The sequence below is a fragment of the Micromonospora ferruginea genome (genome assembly GCF_013694245.2).
In the GTDB taxonomy this organism is placed as follows: Bacteria; Actinomycetota; Actinomycetes; order Mycobacteriales; family Micromonosporaceae; genus Micromonospora; species Micromonospora robiginosa.
On the sequence record NZ_CP059322.2, the window covers coordinates 4,492,600 to 4,509,306 of the forward strand.

Consider the following 16,707-nt stretch of genomic DNA (forward strand, 5'->3'; position numbering starts at 1 on the left):
TTTGCGAGCCCCGCAGTCGCGAACGAAAGGAGGCTCAGACCCGATGTCTTCCAGCGAGGAGCTGCGCAAGCGCCGCGGGTCGGCGGTGGCCCGCGGGGTGGGCAGCGTCGTCGACGCGTACGTCGACCGGGCGAGCGGTGGCACGCTCACCGACGTGGACGGCCGGGAGTGGATCGACTTCGCGGCCGGCATCGCGGTCACCAACGTGGGCAACTCCGCCCCGAAGGTGGTCGAGGCGGTCCGCGCCCAGGTCGAGCGGTTCACCCACACCTGCTTCATGGTCGCGCCGTACGAGTCGTACGTGGCGGTGTGCGAGCAGCTCAACGTGCTGACGCCGGGTGGTTTCGAGAAGCGGTCGGCGCTGTTCAACTCCGGCGCCGAGGCGGTGGAGAACGCGATCAAGATCGCTCGGCACGCCACCGGCCGACCCGCCGTGGTGGTGTTCGACCACGCCTACCACGGCCGGACCAACCTGACCATGGCGTTGACCGCGAAGAACATGCCGTACAAGCACCGGTTCGGGCCGTTCGCCGGGGAGGTCTACCGGGTGCCGATGTCGTACCCGCTGCGCGACGGCGGGCTGGACGGGGCGACGGCCGCGGCCCGGTCGATCGAGATGATCGAGAAGCAGGTGGGCGCGGAGAACGTGGCCGCGCTGCTGATCGAGCCGATCCAGGGTGAGGGCGGCTTCGTCGTACCCGCCGAGGGGTTCCTGCCGGCGTTGCGCGAGTGGGCGACGGCGGCCGGGGCGGTGTTCGTCGCCGACGAGATCCAGACCGGTTTCTGCCGCACCGGTGACTGGTTCGCCTGCCAGCACGAGGGGGTCGAGCCGGACCTGGTCACGCTGGCCAAGGGGATGGCCGGCGGGCTGCCGCTGGCGGCGGTGACCGGGCGCGCCGAGCTGATGGACGCGGTGCACGTCGGCGGCCTCGGCGGCACGTACGGCGGCAACCCGGTCGCCTGCGCCGCCGCGCTCGCGGCGATGGCCACCATGCACGAGCTGGACCTGCCGGCCGCCGCGCGGCGGATCGGCGCGGTGATGGGCGAGCGGCTACGCGCGATCGCCGCCCGCGACCCGCGGATCGCCGAGGTACGCGGCCGGGGCGCGATGCTCGCCGTGGAGATCGTGCGGCCGGGCGGGATCGTTCCCGATCCGGTGGCCACGGCGGCGCTGTCGGCGGCCTGCCACGCGGCCGGGCTGCTCACGTTGACCTGCGGCACCTACGGCAACGTGCTGCGTTTCCTGCCCCCGCTGGTGATCTCCGACGGCGAGCTGGGCCGGGGCCTGGACATCCTCGACGCCGCCTTCGGCTGACCCCTGGTCGGCCCCTGATCGTGGAACACCACGGGCGTGGATCCCCCCAGGTTTCGCCCGTGGTGTTCCACCCCTGATCAGCGCAGCAGTTGCACCACGTTGCGGCGTACCACGTTCTTGCCCGGTTCGCGGATGGCGTCCATGGCCGCGACGTTGAGCAGCACGCAACTGCCCGACGGCCCGACCACGGTCACCGTGGTCGCCCTGTTGTTGTCCAGGTTGGTCACCCGCAGCCGGGTGCCGACCGGGAACTGGCCGCTGGTGGCGGCCGGCACCCCGCCCTCGGCGGAGAACGTGATCGACCCGGTGCAGACGCTGCCGCCGATCGGCTGGGCGTTGCCCGGCCGGGTCTCGACCGGCTGCGCCCCGCCGGGTGCCGGGGCGGCGCCGTCGAGGCGTTCCACCACGTTGCGGCGGATGACGTTCCTGCCCGGCTCCCGGACCAGGTCCATGGCGGCGGCGTTGAGCAGCACGCAACTGCCCGACGGCCCGACCACGGTGACCGTTGTCGCCCTGTTGTTGTCCAGGTTGGTCACCCGCAGCCTGGTCCCGGCCGGGAACCGGTCGCTGGTCGCCGCCGGCGCCCCGCCCTCGGCCGAGAAGGTCACCGACCCGGCGCAGACCGATTTCCCGGCCGGCGCGGTCTCGGCGAAACCCATCCCGGTGCCCACCGAGACCACCGCCGCGGCGGCCACCGCCACGGTCGCCGCCAGCACGTGCTTACGCTGCACCCTCACGTTCACTCCCGTCGTCGGTGTCCTTCGACGCCTGATACGGACGGCAGGCCCCGGCCGTTCACCGCAGCCGGTGTTAAGCGGGGCCCCCGCCTCTACCAAAGGCGTTAAGCGGGGCCCCCGCCTTACCCCCTACCATGGGGTGAGGAGGTCGGTTGTGGCTGACCCGTGGCTCGCTTTGGAGTTCGGCGCGGATCCGGCGGAGCGGATCGCGCAGGTCGGCGCCGCCCACGAGGCGTTCCTCAACGCCGGCACCGCCACCGGCCGGGTACGCGACGTGGTCCGCCGGTCCTGGGAACGCTCCGCGCGGCTCGACCCGGAGGCCACCGCGCCGGTCGACCTCACCGACGACGCGCTGGACAGCTACCGTGCCGCGCATCCGCTGGCCCGGGTGCTGCCACTCTTCCGCGACCTGCTCGGCGGCATCGCGCAGGACGGCGCGCACCTGATGGCGGTCTGCGACGCCGGCGGGCGACTGCTCTGGGTGGAGGGCCACCCGGGTGTGCTCCGGCACGCCGAGCGGATGAACTTCGTGCCCGGCGCCCGCTGGGACGAGGCGCACGCCGGCACCAACGCGCCGGGCACCGCGCTCGCCGTCGACCACAGCGTGCAGATCTTCGCCACCGAGCACTTCGTCCGGCCGGTGCAGCGCTGGACCTGCGCCGCCGCGCCGATCCACGACCCGGTCACCGGCCTGCTGCTCGGCGCCGTCGACATCACCGGCGGCGACCACCTGGCCAGCCCGCAGAGTCTCGCCCTGGTCCGGGCCACCGCCCGGGCCGCCGAGACGTTCCTGGCCGCCGCCGCGCCCGCCGCGCCGACCGGGCCGCACGTGGCCGCGCTGGGCCGGGACGAGGCGGAGCTGCGCCTCGGCGGCCGGCGCGTCCGGCTGGGCCGGCGGCACAGCGAACTGTTGGTGCTGCTCCTGCACCATCCGGAGGGGCGCACCGGGGAACAGCTCGGGCTCGACCTCTACGGCGACGACCGGCTGCACCCGGTCACGCTGCGCGCCGAGATGTCCCGGCTGCGGCGGGCGCTCGGCGAGGAGCTGCTCGACTCCCGCCCCTACCGGCTGCGCGGGCCGGTGCGCGCCGACTTCCTCGACGTCACCGAGCTGCTGGAGCGCGGCGATCCGGCGGCGGCGCTGCGCGCGTACCCGGGGCCTCTGCTGCCCGCCTCCGACGCGCCGGGAGTGGCGCGACTGCGCCGCCTGGTCGACGGCCAGGTCCGCGCGGCGGTGCTGGCCGGCGCGGACCCGGGGCTGCTCGCGGCCTGGACCGCGACGCCCGCCGGCGCCGACGACCTGACCGCCTGGCAGGCGCTGGCCCGGGCGTTGCCGCCGGGCGCGCCCCGCCGGCCGCTCGCCGTCGCCCGGGCCCGCCAGCTCGCCGAGGAGTACGCGCTGCCGCGCGCAACGTTGCTGCAACGTCGCGGAAACTAGCGTCTCCCGCCATCCCCTCACGGACGGCGGAGGTACCCATGACGCGCTACGACGCCCCCACCCACTGGCAGTCCCGCTACGACCACTTCATCGGCGGCGAGTACGTGACGCCGCACGGTGGCAGGTATTTCGAGAACCCGACCCCGGTGACCGGGCAGACCTTCTGCGAGGTGGCCCGCGGCACCGCCGAGGACGTGGAGAAGGCGCTCGACGCGGCGCACGGCGCGGCCGACGCGTGGGGTCGCACCTCGGTCGCCGAGCGGGCCCGCGTCCTCAACCGGATCGCGGACCGGATGGAGGAGAACCTGGAGTCCCTGGCGATTGCCGAGACCTGGGAGAACGGCAAGCCGGTACGCGAGACGCTGGCCGCCGACATCCCGCTGGCGATCGACCACTTCCGCTACTTCGCCGGGGCGATCCGGGCGCAGGAGGGCTCGCTCGGCGAGATCGACGACGACACCGTGGCCTACCACTTCCACGAGCCGCTGGGCGTGGTCGGGCAGATCATCCCGTGGAACTTCCCGATCCTGATGGCGGTCTGGAAGCTCGCCCCGGCGCTCGCCGCCGGCAACGCGGTGGTGCTGAAGCCGGCCGAGCAGACGCCCGCCTCGATCCACTACCTGCTCTCGCTGATCGGCGACCTGCTGCCGCCGGGCGTGGTGAACGTGGTCAACGGCTTCGGCGTGGAGGCCGGCAAACCGCTGGCGTCCTCGCCGCGGGTGGCGAAGGTGGCGTTCACCGGCGAGACCACCACCGGGCGGCTGATCATGCAGTACGCCAGCGAGAACATCAAACCGGTCACGCTGGAGCTGGGCGGCAAGAGCCCGAACCTGTTCTTCGACGACGTCAGCGCCGCCGCCGACGACTTCCTGGACAAGGCGCTGGAAGGCTTCACCATGTTCGCGCTCAACCAGGGCGAGGTGTGCACCTGCCCGTCCCGGGCGCTGATCCAGCAGGGCCACTACGCGGACTTCCTGGCCGCCGCCGTGGACCGGACCGGTCAGGTGCGCCAGGGGCACCCGCTGGACACCGACACGATGATCGGCGCGCAGGCGTCCAACGACCAGTTGGAGAAGATCCTGTCCTACCTGGACATCGGGCGGCAGGAGGGCGCGAAGGTCCTGACCGGTGGCGCACGGGCGGACCTCGGTGGTGAGTTGTCCGGCGGCTACTACGTCGAGCCGACCATCTTCGAGGGCGACAACTCGATGCGGATCTTCCAGGAGGAGATCTTCGGGCCGGTGGTGTCGGTGACGTCCTTCGCCGACCTGGACGACGCCGTGAAGATCGCCAACGACACGCTCTACGGGCTCGGCGCCGGCGTGTGGACCCGGGACATGACCACCGCGTACCGGGCCGGGCGGGCGATCCAGGCCGGGCGGGTCTGGACGAACTGCTACCACGCCTATCCGGCGCACGCCGCGTTCGGCGGTTACAAGCAGTCCGGCATCGGCCGGGAGAACCACAAGATGATGCTGGAGCACTACCAGCAGACCAAGAACCTGCTGGTCAGCTACTCCCCGCAGAAGCTGGGCTTCTTCTGATGGGTGACCCGGTGACCCTGACCCCCGCGGCGGCCGGCTTGATCCGGTCGCTGCGGGGGCAGCACGGCCCGCTGATGTTCCACCAGTCCGGCGGCTGCTGCGACGGCAGCGCCCCGATGTGCTACCCGGCCGGCGAGTTCCGCACCGGCGGCTCGGACGTGCTGCTCGCCGCGCTGGCGGTGGACGGCGTGCCCGAGCCGGTGGAGTTCTGGATGGCGAAGGCCCAGTGGGACCTGTGGAAGCACACCCGGCTCACCGTCGACGTGGTGCCGGGCCGGGGCAGCGGCTTCTCGCTGGAGGCCCCGGAGGGTGTCCGTTTCCTCATCCGTTCCCGGCTCGCCGACTGACCTGTCCAAGATCTTGCAGCTCGGAGCGGTCGCGGGGGTGGGATGCTGACGCCGTCCACTTCGGAGCGTCATCCCACCACCGCCCGACAGGAGCCGCGCATGCACCCGGTCCGACAGCCCCTGCTCGCCGCCGGCCTCGCCACGGCCGCCACCGTCGCCACGCTCGGGCTCGCGCCCGGCGCCGCCGTCGCCGCCCCGACCGCCGCCGCCCCGGCAGCCGCAATCCCGGCGACCTCGGCCCCGGCGATCTCGGCCCCGGCGATCTCGGTCGACTGGTTCGGCGTCGCCGACGTCCGCGCCCGCACCGCCACCGTCCACGGCCGGTTCGCGTGCGGCGACGAGCGTGGCCTGGCCTACATCGAGGTGCACCTCGGCCAGCGGGTGCGGCGCGCCTCGGTCACCGGCTTCGGGTTCGGGGTGATCGGCGCGTGCACCGACGAGCGCACCGCCGGCACCTGGACCGCCACGATCCCCGCCGACGCCGGCACCTTCCGCCCCGGCCCCGCCACCACCACGGCCCGCCTGGTGGTGGAGCCCAACTCCCTCACCGAAACCACCGAGCACCTCCGCCTGCGCCCCGCCTGCCCCCACCCCTGACCTCTCCCTACCCTTCCCTGCCCCTCCCTGCCCCCTCCCCTCCCCGCGATCTTGCAGTTTGTGCCCGCGATAAGTCCGATGAGCCCCTTTGTCGGGGCAGAAAGTGCAAGATCGCGGAGCGGGGTGGGGCGGGGACGGGGACGGGGACGGGACGGGGCGGGGACGGGGTGGGGTTAGCGGGTTAGGGCGGTGCGGAGGGTGGTGAGGATGTGGGTGGGGCGGCGGTAGAGGTCGCGGTCGGTGAAGTAGCGCATCCGCCACCCATTCGCGTCCAACCAGTTGATCCGGTCCCGGTCGTGGCGCAGGCGGTCCCGGTCGAGGTGGGACAGCCCGTCATACTCCACCCCGACCCGCCGCTCGCGGTAACCGAGGTCGATGCGGAAGCGCGGAAGGCCGTACCGGTCGTAAATCCACATCTGCGGCTCCGGAACGGGTAGTCCGCCGTCCAGCAGCAACAACCTCAGCTGACTCTCCTGCCGGCACTCGGAGCGGCCGTCCGCTCGCGGCACGAGGTCACGCGCCTGCCGCACGCCACGCAGCGCCCGGTGCAGGGGCAGTTCCGCCAGGAGGTCGTCGACCGTCACGGCCTCGGAGCGGAGCGCGGCGTCGAGCACCGGGAGGGCATCCATCCGCCGGGCGCGTCGGGCCAGGTCGACCGCGCACTGGGCGGCGGGTACGCAGGGCAGGCCGCCGACGGTCACCGGCCGGACGGGCAGCACGGAGTGGTGGACGACGAGACCGGGTAGCCGCGGCTTGGCGACCTCCGGCGGCAACTGCACGTGCACCGCGGTCTCCCGGAGCACGCCGAACCCGTGGCGCCGCGCGGCGGTCTGCATCGCCAGCATGGCGCCGGCGGGAAGGCACCGCAGGAGTGCCCGCAGTTCGTCCTCGTCGTCGTACGGCGTCGGCGCGTAGACCCCACGCCGGACCCGGATCAACTCCTCCCGCTCGACCTGCGTCCGTACCCGCTTCACGGTGAGCGCCCGCACCAACTCCCGGGTGCGCCACAACTCGGTAGGCATGCGCCCACCATCCCGCCCCGAGCACTCCCCCTCGCCCCCACCACTCCCCACTTGTGGACAACCCTCCCTTGTGCACAACCCCCACCCCAACCCCTCGTGTGCTAGCCCTCTCCCACCCCCACGCGATCTTGCAGTTAGTGCCCTCGTTACGTCCCGAAAAGACCGGAATGCCGGGGCACAAACTGCAAGATCGACGAGGAGAGGGGAGGGAGGGAGGGAGGGCGGGGGTCAGCGGGCGTCGAGGAGGGGCTGGGTGGGGTTCCAGGGGGGTCCGGTTTTTGCGTCTCGGCGGCGGCGGGCTATTGCGGACAGGGCCTCCAGGACGACGCGGTTGCCGAGGTAGGCGGTGATGTCGGCGTGGTCGTACGGCGGGGCGACCTCGACCACGTCCAGGCCCACCACCGGCAGCTCGTAGCAGACCCGGCGGACCGCGTCGAGCAGCTCGCGGGAGGTGAACCCGCCGGGCTCGGGGGTGCCGGTGCCGGGGGCCATGCCGGGGTCGACCACGTCCACGTCGACGGAGAGGAAGACGCCCTCGCACTCATCGGTGGCGATGCCGAACGCCTCGGTGAGGCAGGTGTCCAGGCCGCGCGCCACGATCTCGGTCATCTCGTACGAGCGCATCCGCTGCTCCGCCATCCAGGCCAGCGTGTCCGGGCCGGGCCAGTAGCCGCGCAGGCCGATCTGGAGGAAGCGGTCGCCGCGGACCGCGCCGGACTCGATGAGCCGGCGCATCGGCTGGCCGTGCCCGTGCAGCGAGCCGAACTCGACGTCACCGGTGTCGGCGTGCGCGTCGAAGTGCACCAGCGACACCCGGCCGAGCCCGTGGTGCCGGGCCACCCCGGTGGCGTCCGGCAGCGCGATGGAGTGGTCGCCGCCGAGCACCACCGGGATGGCCCCGGCGGCGGTGACCGCGTGCACGGCGGTCTCCAGCGCGGCCAGCGAGCGTTCGATGTCGCCGCCGAACATCTCCACGTCCCCGGCGTCGTAGACGCACAGGTCCTTCAGCGCGTCCACGCGCAACGCCAGGGACGGGCGGGAGCCGTCGTGCGGCAGGTAGCACGCCTGCCGGATGGCGGACGGCCCGAACCGGGTGCCCGGCCGGTGCGAGGTGCCGCCGTCGAACGGCGCGCCGATGACCACCACGTCGGCGTCGGCGTAGGTGACCGGTTCCTCGACGGTGCACGGCGGCACGCCGAGGAACGTGACGTCGGGACCGTACATCGGGCCGTACCGGGTCATCGTTCCTCCATCCCCCACGGAGAACCGTAGCCGGTGAGCAGGTCGAGGAAGGGCTTCGGCGGGAACGCCTCGGGCCCGAGCACGCCGGTGCCGGACCAGGCGCCACCGGCCAGCAGCTCCAGCGCGACGACCGGGTTGACCGCGGTCTGCCAGACCACCGCCTGGTGGCCGTACTCGGCCATCGACCACTCGTTGTCGACCACGTGGTGGAGGTAGACGCGGCGGGGCCGGCCGTCCGGCCCGGTGCCGGTGACCCACGTGCCGGCGCAGGTCTTGCCGCTCATCCGGTCGCCGAGCGTGGCCGGGTCGGGCAGCGCGGCGGCCACCAGGTCACGCGGCGACACGTCGACGCCGCGCACCCGCACCGGGTCCGTCGAGTCCAGGCCCAACTTGTGCAGGGTGCGCAGCACCTCGATGAACTCCGCGCCGAGGCCGTACTTGAAGGTGACCCGCCGCGCCTTGACCCAGCGCGGGATGAGCAGCACCTCCTCGTGCTCCACGTTGACGCACTCGACCGGCCCGATACCGGCCGGGAAGTCGAAGACCTCCGGTTCGCTGAACGGTTCGGTGGTGAACCAGCCACGGTCGGCCTCCCAGATCACCGGCGGGTTGAGGCACTCCTCGATGGTGGTCCAGATGGAGAACGAGGGCGCGAACTCGTGGCCGGCGACGGTGAGGTTCGCGCCGTCGCGTACCCCGATCTCGTCGATCTCGGCGAACAGCTCGTCGGCGGCGTAGCGGGCGAACACGTCGGAGAGGCCCGGTTCGACGCCGATGCCGCAGAGCGCGAGCCGGCCCGCGTCGGCCCACCGTTCGGCGACCGCGAACTGCTCGTCGCCGAGCTTGACGCCGGGCTCGGCGTACGGGCGGTCGGGGTGCGGCCGGGACAGCGACATTGCCATGTCGAGGTAGTCGGCCCCGGCGGCGATCGCCCCGTCGAAGATCGGCATGACGAAGCGCGGGTCGACCGCGTTGAGCACGTGGGTGATCCGGTGCTCCCGGCACAGCGCGGCGACCGCGTCGGCGTCCGAGGCGTCGACGGTGGCGGCGACGAACCGGTCGCCGTGGCCGGCGACCGCCCGGGCGGCGCGCGCCGGGTCGTGGTCGGCGACCACCATGGTCTCGAAGAAGGTACGGCGGGCGGCGATGGATACGGCGGCGGAGCCGACGCCACCGGCGCCGACGAGCAGGATACGCATCAGGAGTCGAACCCCAGTCCAGAGCGGTCGAGAGTACGGAGCCAGAGGTTGCGCCGCCCGCCCCGCGCGTCGGCGCGGGCGAGCGACCAGCGGGTGAGGTTGATGCCGGCGGCCCGGAACGGCTCCGGCGGGAACGGCAGTGGCTTGCGGCGCACCAGGTCGAGCCGGGTCAGCGGGGTGTCCGCGCCGGCGAGCAGGTCGAGCGTCACGCGCGCGGCGAACCGGGTCGCCCCGACGCCGAGCCCGGTGTAGCCGGCCGCGTACGCCAGCCGGCCGGAGTGGGCGGTGTCGAAGAACGCGCAGAACCGGGTGCAGGTGTCGATCACCCCGCCCCAGCGGTGGCTGAACCGCAACCCCTCCAGTTGCGGGAACGTGGTGAAGAAGTGCGCGGCCAGGGTGCGGAACGTGGCCTCCCGCTGCTCCAGCGCCGGGGCCACCCGGTTGCCGTAGTGGTAGACCGCGTCGTAGCCGCCGAACAGGATCCGCCCGTCGGCGGTGAGCCGGTAGTAGTGGAACTGGTTGCCGGTGTCCGCCAGCCCCTGCCCGTTGCGCCAGCCGATCGCGTCCCGCTGCGCGGCGGTCAGCGGCTCGGTCGTCAGCGCGTAGTCGTAGACCGGCACGGTCCAGGCCCGCAGCCGGCGCAGCAGCGGCGGGAACGCGTTGGTGGCCAGCGCCACCCGGGCGGCCCGCACCGAGCCGGGCACGGCGTCCGCGCCGCCGGCCGTGGTCGCGCGCAGCGCGGCGCCGTCGGCGGCCAGCCCGGTGACCCGGGTGTGCTCGTGGATCCGCACGCCGAGGCCGAGCGCGGCCCGGCGCAGTCCCCAGGCGAGCTTCGCGGGGTCGAGCAGCGCCGTCCGGTCGACGTCCCAGAGCCCACCGAGGTACGTCGGCGAGGCCACCTCGGCGCGTACCTCGTCGCGGTCGAGCAGGCGCACGTCGCGGCCGTACCGGCGGCTCAGCTCCGCGTCGGCGGCGAGCCCGTCGAGCTGGTACGGCTCGACGGCCACCGCCAGTTCCCCGGTGCGGGTGAAGTCGCAGTCGATGCCGTGCCGCGCGACGGTGGCGGCGATGGCGTCCAGGTTCTCCCGGCCGAGCCGTTCCAGCTCGCCGACCTCGCCGGGGAACCGGTCGACGCCGTTGGCCAGCCCGTGGGTGAGCGAGGCGGCGCAGAACCCGCCGTTGCGCCCGGACGCCGCCCAGCCGCAGGTGCCGGCGTCGACCAAGAGCACGTCGCGGTCCGGGTCGGCCTCCTTGGCCAGCAGCGCGGTCCACAGCCCGGCGTACCCGCCGCCGACCACGAGCAGGTCGGCGGTGTGGGCGCCGGTCAGCGGCGGCAGTGGGTCGGGGCGCTCCGGACGGTCCAGCCAGTACGGGACGGGCGCGGCGTCGGCCAGCGCCCGGCCGGTATGCGGGAGGGTCATGGCTTCCCCGCCGGGGTGGCGATCACCGCGAGGGCGGCCCGTCGGGTGCGCCGGCCGCGCAGCGAGCTGACCCCGACCAGCAGCAGCGCGATCACGAACATGGCCGTGCCGATGACGTTGACCTGCGGCGGGATGCCCCGCTGGGCGGCGCCCCAGACGTACATCGGGAACGTGACGGTGGTGCCGGCGTTGAAGTTGGTGATGATGAAGTCGTCGAAGCTGAGCGAGAAGGCGAGCAGCGCGGCGGCGACGATGCCGGGCAGCACCAGCGGCAGCGTGATCCGGCGGAACGTCTGCCACTCGCTGGCGTAGAGGTCCATCGCGGCCTCCTCCAGCCGCCGGTCCATGCCGGCGAGCCGGGCCTTGACGGTGACCACCACGAACGACACGCAGAACATCACGTGCGCGATGACGATCGTCCAGAAGCCCTGCGGCACGCCGGCGGCGACGAAGAGGGCGAGCAGCGAGGTGCCCATCACCAGTTCCGGGGTGGCCATCGGCAGGAAGATCAGGCCGTTGATCCCGGACCGGCCACGGAAGCCGTGCCGGACCAGCGCGAACGCCATCAGCGTGCCGAGCACGGTGGAGACCACGGTGGCGATCAGGCCGATCTCCATGCTGCGCACCACCGCGTCGCACATGTCGGCGGTGGCGCAGGGCCGGGCCCAGTTGTCCAGCGTGAACTCGTTGAAGTCGTAGGAGAGCCGGCTGGTCGGCCGGTTGAAGGAGAGCCCGGCGACCACCAGGATCGGCAGCGTCAGGTAGCCGAGGACGAGCAGGGCCACGCCCATCACCCACCGGTCGGCGAGCCAGCGCCTGAGTCTCATCAGAGCACCTCCTCCGTGCCGGCCCGGCGCAGGTAGACGAAGACGATCGCCAGGATCGCGGCCATCAGCAGGAACGACAGCGCCGCGCCCTGCGGGTAGTCGAGGCGGACCAGGAACGCCGAGTCGATGACGTTGCCGATCATGTATTCGCTCGGGGTGCCGAGCAGCTCGGCGTTGATGTAGTCGCCGGTGGCCGGGATGAAGAAGAGCAGCGTGCCGGCGATCAGGCCGGGCATCGACAGCGGCAGGGTGACCCGGCCGAACGCGCGCAGCGGGCTCGCGTAGAGGTCGCTCGCCGCCTCCAGCAGCCGGGGGTCGAGCCGCTCCAGGCTCGCGTACAGCGGCAGCACCAGGAACGGCAGGAAGTTGTACGTCAGGCCGAGCACCACGGCGACCGGGGTGGCCAGCAGCCGGCCGTCCGGGCCGAGCAGGTGCACGTCGCGCAGCAGCCCGACCAGCGCGCCGTTGTCCGACAGGATCGTCTTCCAGGCCAGCGTGCGCACCAGGAAGCTGGTGAACATCGGCGCGACCACGGCCACCAGCAGCAGGTTCTTCCAGCGGCCGGCCTTCTGCGCGATCGCGTACGCCAGCGGGTAGCCCATCAGCAACGCGAGCACGAGCGCGATCGCCGAGTAGAGGAAGGACCTGACGAACTGCGGCCAGTACGCCTGCAACGCGTCGGGGTAGTTGCCGACCGCCCAGGTCATCGCGTACCCGGTGGAGAGCGAGCCGGCCGGGTCGTAGAGGCTCGCCGCGGCGAGTTGCAGCAGCGGCAGCGCGAAGAAGACCAGCAGCCAGGCCGCGCCCGGCAGCAGCAGCAGGTACGGCAGGAGGCGGTGTCGCCGCCTCCGGTCGGACGCGGGCGCGGCAGGCGTGGTGGGCGACGCCCCGCCGAGGTGGGCCAGCGCCGTCATGTCGCGGTTTCCAGACGCTGCGGCGCGCCGACACCACCGTCCGCCGGGCCGCCGTCCGCTCGGCCGCCGCCGGTGGCACCGGGCCGGGTGGCGCTGCCGTCGGCTGCGTCGCGGGCGGAGTCGTCACGGGCCAGCACGAAGGAGTGCCGGGGGTGCCAGTGGGCGGTGACCTCGGCGCCGGGCACCAGCCGGGCGTCCGGTTCGCTGTTGGCGGTGAACACCGACATCTCCTGCCCCCAGGCGGTGCGGAGCAGGAACTCGGTGCTCACGCCGGCGTAGCAGATGTCGGTGAGCACGCCGCTGATCGCGTTGCGGCCGTCCGGCACGTCGGCGCGCGCGGCGACCAGGTGCAGCTTCTCCGGCCGTACGCCGAGCCAGACCGGTCCCTGCCGGGAGCGGGCCCGCCCGAGCGGCGCGGCGAACCGGTTGCCGTGGCCGGTGACCAGCAGGTCGTCCGCGTCCCGGCCGACCACCTCGGCCTCGACGAGGTTGGACTGGCCGAGGAAGTTCGCCACGAACGGGCTGGCCGGGTACTCGTAGATGTCGGCGGGCGCGCCGAGCTGTTCGATCCGCCCGGCGTTCATCACCGCGACCGTGTCCGCCATCCACATCGCCTCTTCCTGGTCGTGCGTGACGTGCAGGAAGGTGATGCCGACCTCAGCCTGGATCCGCTTCAGCTCGATCTGCATCTGCCGGCGCAGCTTCAGGTCGAGCGCGCCGAGCGGCTCGTCGAGCAGCAGCATCTGCGGGTGGTTGATGAGCGCCCGGGCGAGCGCCACGCGCTGCTGCTGGCCGCCGGAGAGCTGGGCCGGCCGGCGCCGGCCGTACCCTTCGAGCTGGACCAGCGCGAGCATCCGCTCGACCTGCTCGCCCACCTTGCGGATGCCTCGGCGGCGCAGCCCGAAGGCCACGTTCTCGTGGATGTCGAGGTGCGGAAAGAGCGCGTAGCTCTGGAACACGGTGTTGACCGGCCGCTTGTACGGCCGCAGCCCGGTGATGTCCCGGTCGCCGAGCAGGACCCGACCGCTCGTCGGTTCCTCCAGCCCGGCGATCATCCGCAGCGTGGTGGTCTTGCCGCAGCCGGACGCGCCGAGCAGCGCGAAGAACGTGCCCTGGGCGACGGTGAGGCTGAGGTCGTCCACGGCGGTGAAGACGCCGAACCGCTTGGTGACGTCGACCAGTCGCAGATCGCCGGCCGGTGCTTCCTGCGCCATCTGCCTCACGCCCCGATGACCTGCTGGAACTTGGCCTCGTACTCCTTCTCGCGCTGCTCGTCCAGCGCCATGAAGACCTTCGACTTCGCCAGGATCGCGTCGTCCGGGAAGATCAGCGGGTTCTTCGCCAGGTCCGGGTCGATCTTCTCCATCTCGGCCTGCGCGCCCTGCACGGGGCAGATGTAGTTGACGAACGCGGCGAGCTTCGCGGCCACCGCCGGGTCGTAGTAGTGGTTCATCAGCGCCTCGGCGTTGGCCCGGTGGGTGGCCTTGTTCGGCACGAGCATGTTGTCCGACCAGAGCATGACGCCCGACTCGGGCACCACGAACTTGATCTTCTCGTCCTCGAAGCCGAGCTGGATCACGTCGCCGGACCAGCCGATGCACGCGGCGATGTCGCCCTTGGCCAGGTCGGGGGCGTAGTCGTTGCCGGTGAAGCGGCGGATCTGCTTGCTGTCCACCGCCTTCTTGAGCTTGTTCAACGCGTCGTCGAACTGGGCCGGGGTGAAGTTCGCCGGGTCGTGGCCGCCGGCCTGGATCAGCAGGCCCATGGTGTCGCGCATCTCCGACAGCGCGGTCACCTTGCCCTTGAGGTCGGGGCGGGTGAGCAGCTCGTCGACGGTGCGGATCTCCTTGGTCACCTTGGCGTTGTAGGCCAGCCCGGCGAGGCCGGACTGCCAGGGGACGGCGAGCTGGGTGTCCTTGTCGAAGGAGCGGCCACGCAGCGACGGCAGCAGGTTGGCCTCGACGTTGGGAATCTTCGCCTTGTCCAGCTTCTGGACCCAGCCGAGCCGGATCATCCGGGCGGCCATCCAATCGGTCAGCACCATGATGTCGCGGCCGGTGCTCTGGCAGCCGGCGAGCTGGTTCTGCACCTTGCCGAAGAACTCGTTGTTGTCGTTGACGTCCTCGGTGTAGGTCACCTGGATGCCGGAGGCGGCGACGAACGCGTCCAGGGTGGGGCGCTTGGCCGCGTCCTTCTCGTCGGTGTCCATGTACTGCGGCCAGTTCGAGAACGCGAGCTTCTTCTCGGTGGCGGACAGGTCCTCGCTCTTGCACCCGGCCTCGGTCTGCTGGGCGCCCTTGGTGCCGCAGCCGGCGAGCGTGCCCGCGGTGGCGAGCAGCGCGGCCGAGCCGAGGGTCCCGGAGAGCAGACCACGCCGAGTGAGTGTCCGGAGGGGACTACGCATGTGACGACTCCTTGGGGGCATCGTCGGCGGCAGGACGGGGGTGGCTCGCCGGCGGGAGGGTCGGTGGCGATGGGGCACTGATCCTGACATGAGAAACCCTCCCTCACAAGGGATTCCGTTGCGGGAATAGCGATGAGCCACGAAATACGCCAGACTGCGCCCGGGCACTACGCTCGGCACAGAGAATCGGACATGGGGAGCGGCGATGGCCAACCGGCAACTGGAGAACGGCAACGGCAACCGCCGGGTGACCGTGCGTGAAGGCGCCAATCACGCTCTGCTCGACGACGTGGCCAAGCAGATCATCGAGCAGCTCCAGGAGGACGGCCGGCGCCCGTACGCGAGCATCGGCAAGGCGGTCGGCCTGTCCGAGGCGGCGGTCCGCCAGCGGGTGCAGCGCCTGCTCGACGCCGGGGTGATGCAGATCGTCGCGGTGACCGATCCGCTCCAGCTCGGCTTCCCCCGCCAGGCCATGATCGGGCTGCGCACCGACGGCGACCTGGAACCGGTGGCCGACCGGCTGGCCGAGTTCGAGGAGATCGACTACGTGGTGATCACCGCCGGCTCGTTCGACCTGCTGGCCGAGGTGGTCTGCCGCAACGACGCGCACCTGCTGGAGATCCTGCAGAAGCTGCGCGGGGTGCCCGGGGTGCTCTCCACCGAGGCGTTCGTCTACCTGAAGCTGCGCAAGCAGACCTACAGCTGGGGCACCGCCTGAGCCTGGCCGACGAAGGCCCGCCAGGCGGTCGGGGTGAAGCTGAGCGTGCCGCCGGCGCGGTCCTTGCTGTCGCGGACCAGCACCCGGCCGGGCAGGTTGTCGGCCACCTCGACACAGGCGCCGCCGTTGTTGCTGCTGCGGGTCGCGGTACGCCAGCGGGCGCCGGTCATGTCCATGTCTCCGCCACTCCCCTGATCAGCTCGATCGAGCGCCGCTGGGTAAGCGCCTCGCCGGTCACGCTCTCCCACCTTCGGCCCAGGCTAGCGACGTCGACCGGATCGGTCACGACCTGACCGCGGAGCTGATTGTCGAGATACGCCAATTCCGTCCCGTCGGGCAGCCGGCCCAGCACGAACGGGCCGGCCAGCCCGGTGTGCCACGGACCGTCGGCCGGGATCACCCGGACCTGGACGTGCTCCCGCCCGGCGACCGCCGCGAGATGCCCGAGCTGCCCGACCATCACCGACCGGTCGCCGACCGGCCGGCGCAGCACCACCTCGTCGATCACCGCGACGAGTTGCGGCGGGTCGTCCCGGTCGAGGACGCGCTGACGCGCGATCCGGCCCGCCACGATCTCGTCCACCACGGCGGGCGCGAACAACGCGCCCGTGCTCAACACGGCGTGGGCGTACCCCTCGGTCTGGAGCAGGCCCGGCACGAGCAGCGGCTCGTACCACCGAAAGCTGGTGGCGTCCTGCTCCAGCTCGACCCACGGGCGGAACCACGGCAGGTCGCGGCGGCGGAACGGCTCCGGCCACAACTCGGCGACCGCGCGGCCCAACACCTCGGCGACCGCGACCCGGGTCTGCGGATGCGGGATGCGGCCGGCCGCCAGCCAGCGCGCCGCCGTCTTCGGGTCGACCCGGACCTTCGCGGCGAGCGACTCGGAGGTCTCGCCCTTCTCCGCCATCGCCACCCGCAGCACCTCGTTCGCCATCCGCGCCTCCCGTCCGGTCACCCATGGGCGGCACCGTAGCGACGC

At 72.4% G+C, this 16,707-nt stretch carries 17 protein-coding genes; 6 read left to right on the forward strand and 11 right to left on the reverse strand.

What is annotated here, in order from left to right; all coding sequences use genetic code 11:
• Position 1: 1 nt before the first annotated feature.
• Complete coding sequence (gene gabT, locus H1D33_RS19480) at positions 2–1,315, forward strand: 4-aminobutyrate--2-oxoglutarate transaminase (protein ID WP_307755218.1); 1,314 nt, start codon at positions 2–4, stop codon at positions 1,313–1,315.
• A 77-nt stretch (positions 1,316–1,392) separates the two neighbouring features.
• Here gabT and H1D33_RS19485 read toward each other — a convergent pair whose 3' ends face one another.
• A complete protein-coding gene (locus H1D33_RS19485) occupies positions 1,393–2,052 on the reverse strand; it encodes an RlpA-like double-psi beta-barrel domain-containing protein (RefSeq protein ID WP_181571784.1) in 660 nt (219 codons plus the stop codon).
• A 154-nt stretch (positions 2,053–2,206) separates the two neighbouring features.
• Between H1D33_RS19485 and H1D33_RS19490 the strand changes: the two genes are divergently transcribed.
• The 4 genes from H1D33_RS19490 (at position 2,207) to H1D33_RS19505 (ending at position 5,978) form a co-directional block, all read left to right on the forward strand.
• Positions 2,207–3,490 carry a helix-turn-helix domain-containing protein gene (locus H1D33_RS19490; RefSeq protein ID WP_181571783.1) on the forward strand — a complete coding sequence of 428 codons (1,284 nt, stop codon included), beginning with the start codon at positions 2,207–2,209 and terminating at the stop codon, positions 3,488–3,490.
• Between the two features lie 38 nt (positions 3,491–3,528).
• Positions 3,529–5,034 (forward strand): aldehyde dehydrogenase, encoded by a 1,506-nt coding sequence (adh, locus tag H1D33_RS19495; RefSeq protein WP_181571782.1) that lies wholly within the window; start codon positions 3,529–3,531, stop codon positions 5,032–5,034.
• Complete coding sequence (locus H1D33_RS19500; RefSeq protein ID WP_181571781.1) at positions 5,034–5,381, forward strand: DUF779 domain-containing protein; 348 nt, start codon at positions 5,034–5,036, stop codon at positions 5,379–5,381. The genes adh and H1D33_RS19500 overlap by 1 nt, the downstream gene beginning before the upstream one ends.
• A gap of 99 nt (positions 5,382–5,480) precedes the next feature.
• On the forward strand, positions 5,481–5,978 hold the full coding sequence (locus H1D33_RS19505; protein ID WP_181571780.1) for a hypothetical protein: 498 nt from the start codon (positions 5,481–5,483) through the stop codon (positions 5,976–5,978).
• Between the two features lie 173 nt (positions 5,979–6,151).
• On the opposite strand, the gene H1D33_RS19510 is transcribed toward H1D33_RS19505, so the two are convergent.
• From H1D33_RS19510 to H1D33_RS19545, 8 genes are all read right to left on the reverse strand, one after another.
• On the reverse strand, positions 6,152–7,000 hold the full coding sequence (locus H1D33_RS19510) for a hypothetical protein (RefSeq protein ID WP_181571779.1): 849 nt from the start codon (positions 6,998–7,000) through the stop codon (positions 6,152–6,154).
• 228 nt (positions 7,001–7,228) lie between these two features.
• A complete protein-coding gene (gene speB / locus H1D33_RS19515) occupies positions 7,229–8,242 on the reverse strand; it encodes an agmatinase (RefSeq protein WP_307755219.1) in 1,014 nt (337 codons plus the stop codon).
• The gene (locus H1D33_RS19520; protein WP_181571778.1) at positions 8,239–9,441 is read right to left on the reverse strand and encodes a saccharopine dehydrogenase family protein; all 1,203 of its coding nucleotides are present in this window, start codon (positions 9,439–9,441) and stop codon (positions 8,239–8,241) included. Before H1D33_RS19520 ends, speB begins: the two co-directional genes overlap by 4 nt.
• Complete coding sequence (locus H1D33_RS19525; protein WP_181571777.1) at positions 9,441–10,862, reverse strand: NAD(P)/FAD-dependent oxidoreductase; 1,422 nt, start codon at positions 10,860–10,862, stop codon at positions 9,441–9,443. Before H1D33_RS19525 ends, H1D33_RS19520 begins: the two co-directional genes overlap by 1 nt.
• Positions 10,859–11,689, reverse strand: a complete 831-nt coding sequence (locus H1D33_RS19530) for an ABC transporter permease (RefSeq protein ID WP_181571776.1) — start codon at positions 11,687–11,689, stop codon at positions 10,859–10,861. The genes H1D33_RS19525 and H1D33_RS19530 overlap by 4 nt, the downstream gene beginning before the upstream one ends.
• The gene (locus tag H1D33_RS19535) at positions 11,689–12,603 is read right to left on the reverse strand and encodes an ABC transporter permease (RefSeq protein ID WP_181571775.1); all 915 of its coding nucleotides are present in this window, start codon (positions 12,601–12,603) and stop codon (positions 11,689–11,691) included. The genes H1D33_RS19530 and H1D33_RS19535 overlap by 1 nt, the downstream gene beginning before the upstream one ends.
• Positions 12,600–13,817: an ABC transporter ATP-binding protein gene (locus tag H1D33_RS19540; RefSeq protein ID WP_181571774.1), complete on the reverse strand. Its 1,218-nt coding sequence runs from the start codon at positions 13,815–13,817 to the stop codon at positions 12,600–12,602. The genes H1D33_RS19535 and H1D33_RS19540 overlap by 4 nt, the downstream gene beginning before the upstream one ends.
• A gap of 5 nt (positions 13,818–13,822) precedes the next feature.
• A complete protein-coding gene (locus H1D33_RS19545; RefSeq protein ID WP_181571773.1) occupies positions 13,823–15,007 on the reverse strand; it encodes a polyamine ABC transporter substrate-binding protein in 1,185 nt (394 codons plus the stop codon).
• 205 nt (positions 15,008–15,212) lie between these two features.
• Between H1D33_RS19545 and H1D33_RS19550 the strand changes: the two genes are divergently transcribed.
• Entirely contained in the window at positions 15,213–15,725 is a 513-nt protein-coding gene (locus H1D33_RS19550; RefSeq protein ID WP_181571772.1) for an Lrp/AsnC family transcriptional regulator, read from the forward strand.
• On the opposite strand, the gene H1D33_RS19555 is transcribed toward H1D33_RS19550, so the two are convergent.
• Positions 15,704–15,901, reverse strand: coding sequence for a DUF397 domain-containing protein (locus H1D33_RS19555; protein ID WP_181571771.1), 198 nt, complete (start codon positions 15,899–15,901; stop codon positions 15,704–15,706). The genes H1D33_RS19550 and H1D33_RS19555 overlap by 22 nt on opposite strands.
• A complete protein-coding gene (locus tag H1D33_RS19560; protein WP_181572667.1) occupies positions 15,892–16,662 on the reverse strand; it encodes a helix-turn-helix domain-containing protein in 771 nt (256 codons plus the stop codon). Before H1D33_RS19560 ends, H1D33_RS19555 begins: the two co-directional genes overlap by 10 nt.
• Positions 16,663–16,707 lie beyond the last annotated feature (45 nt).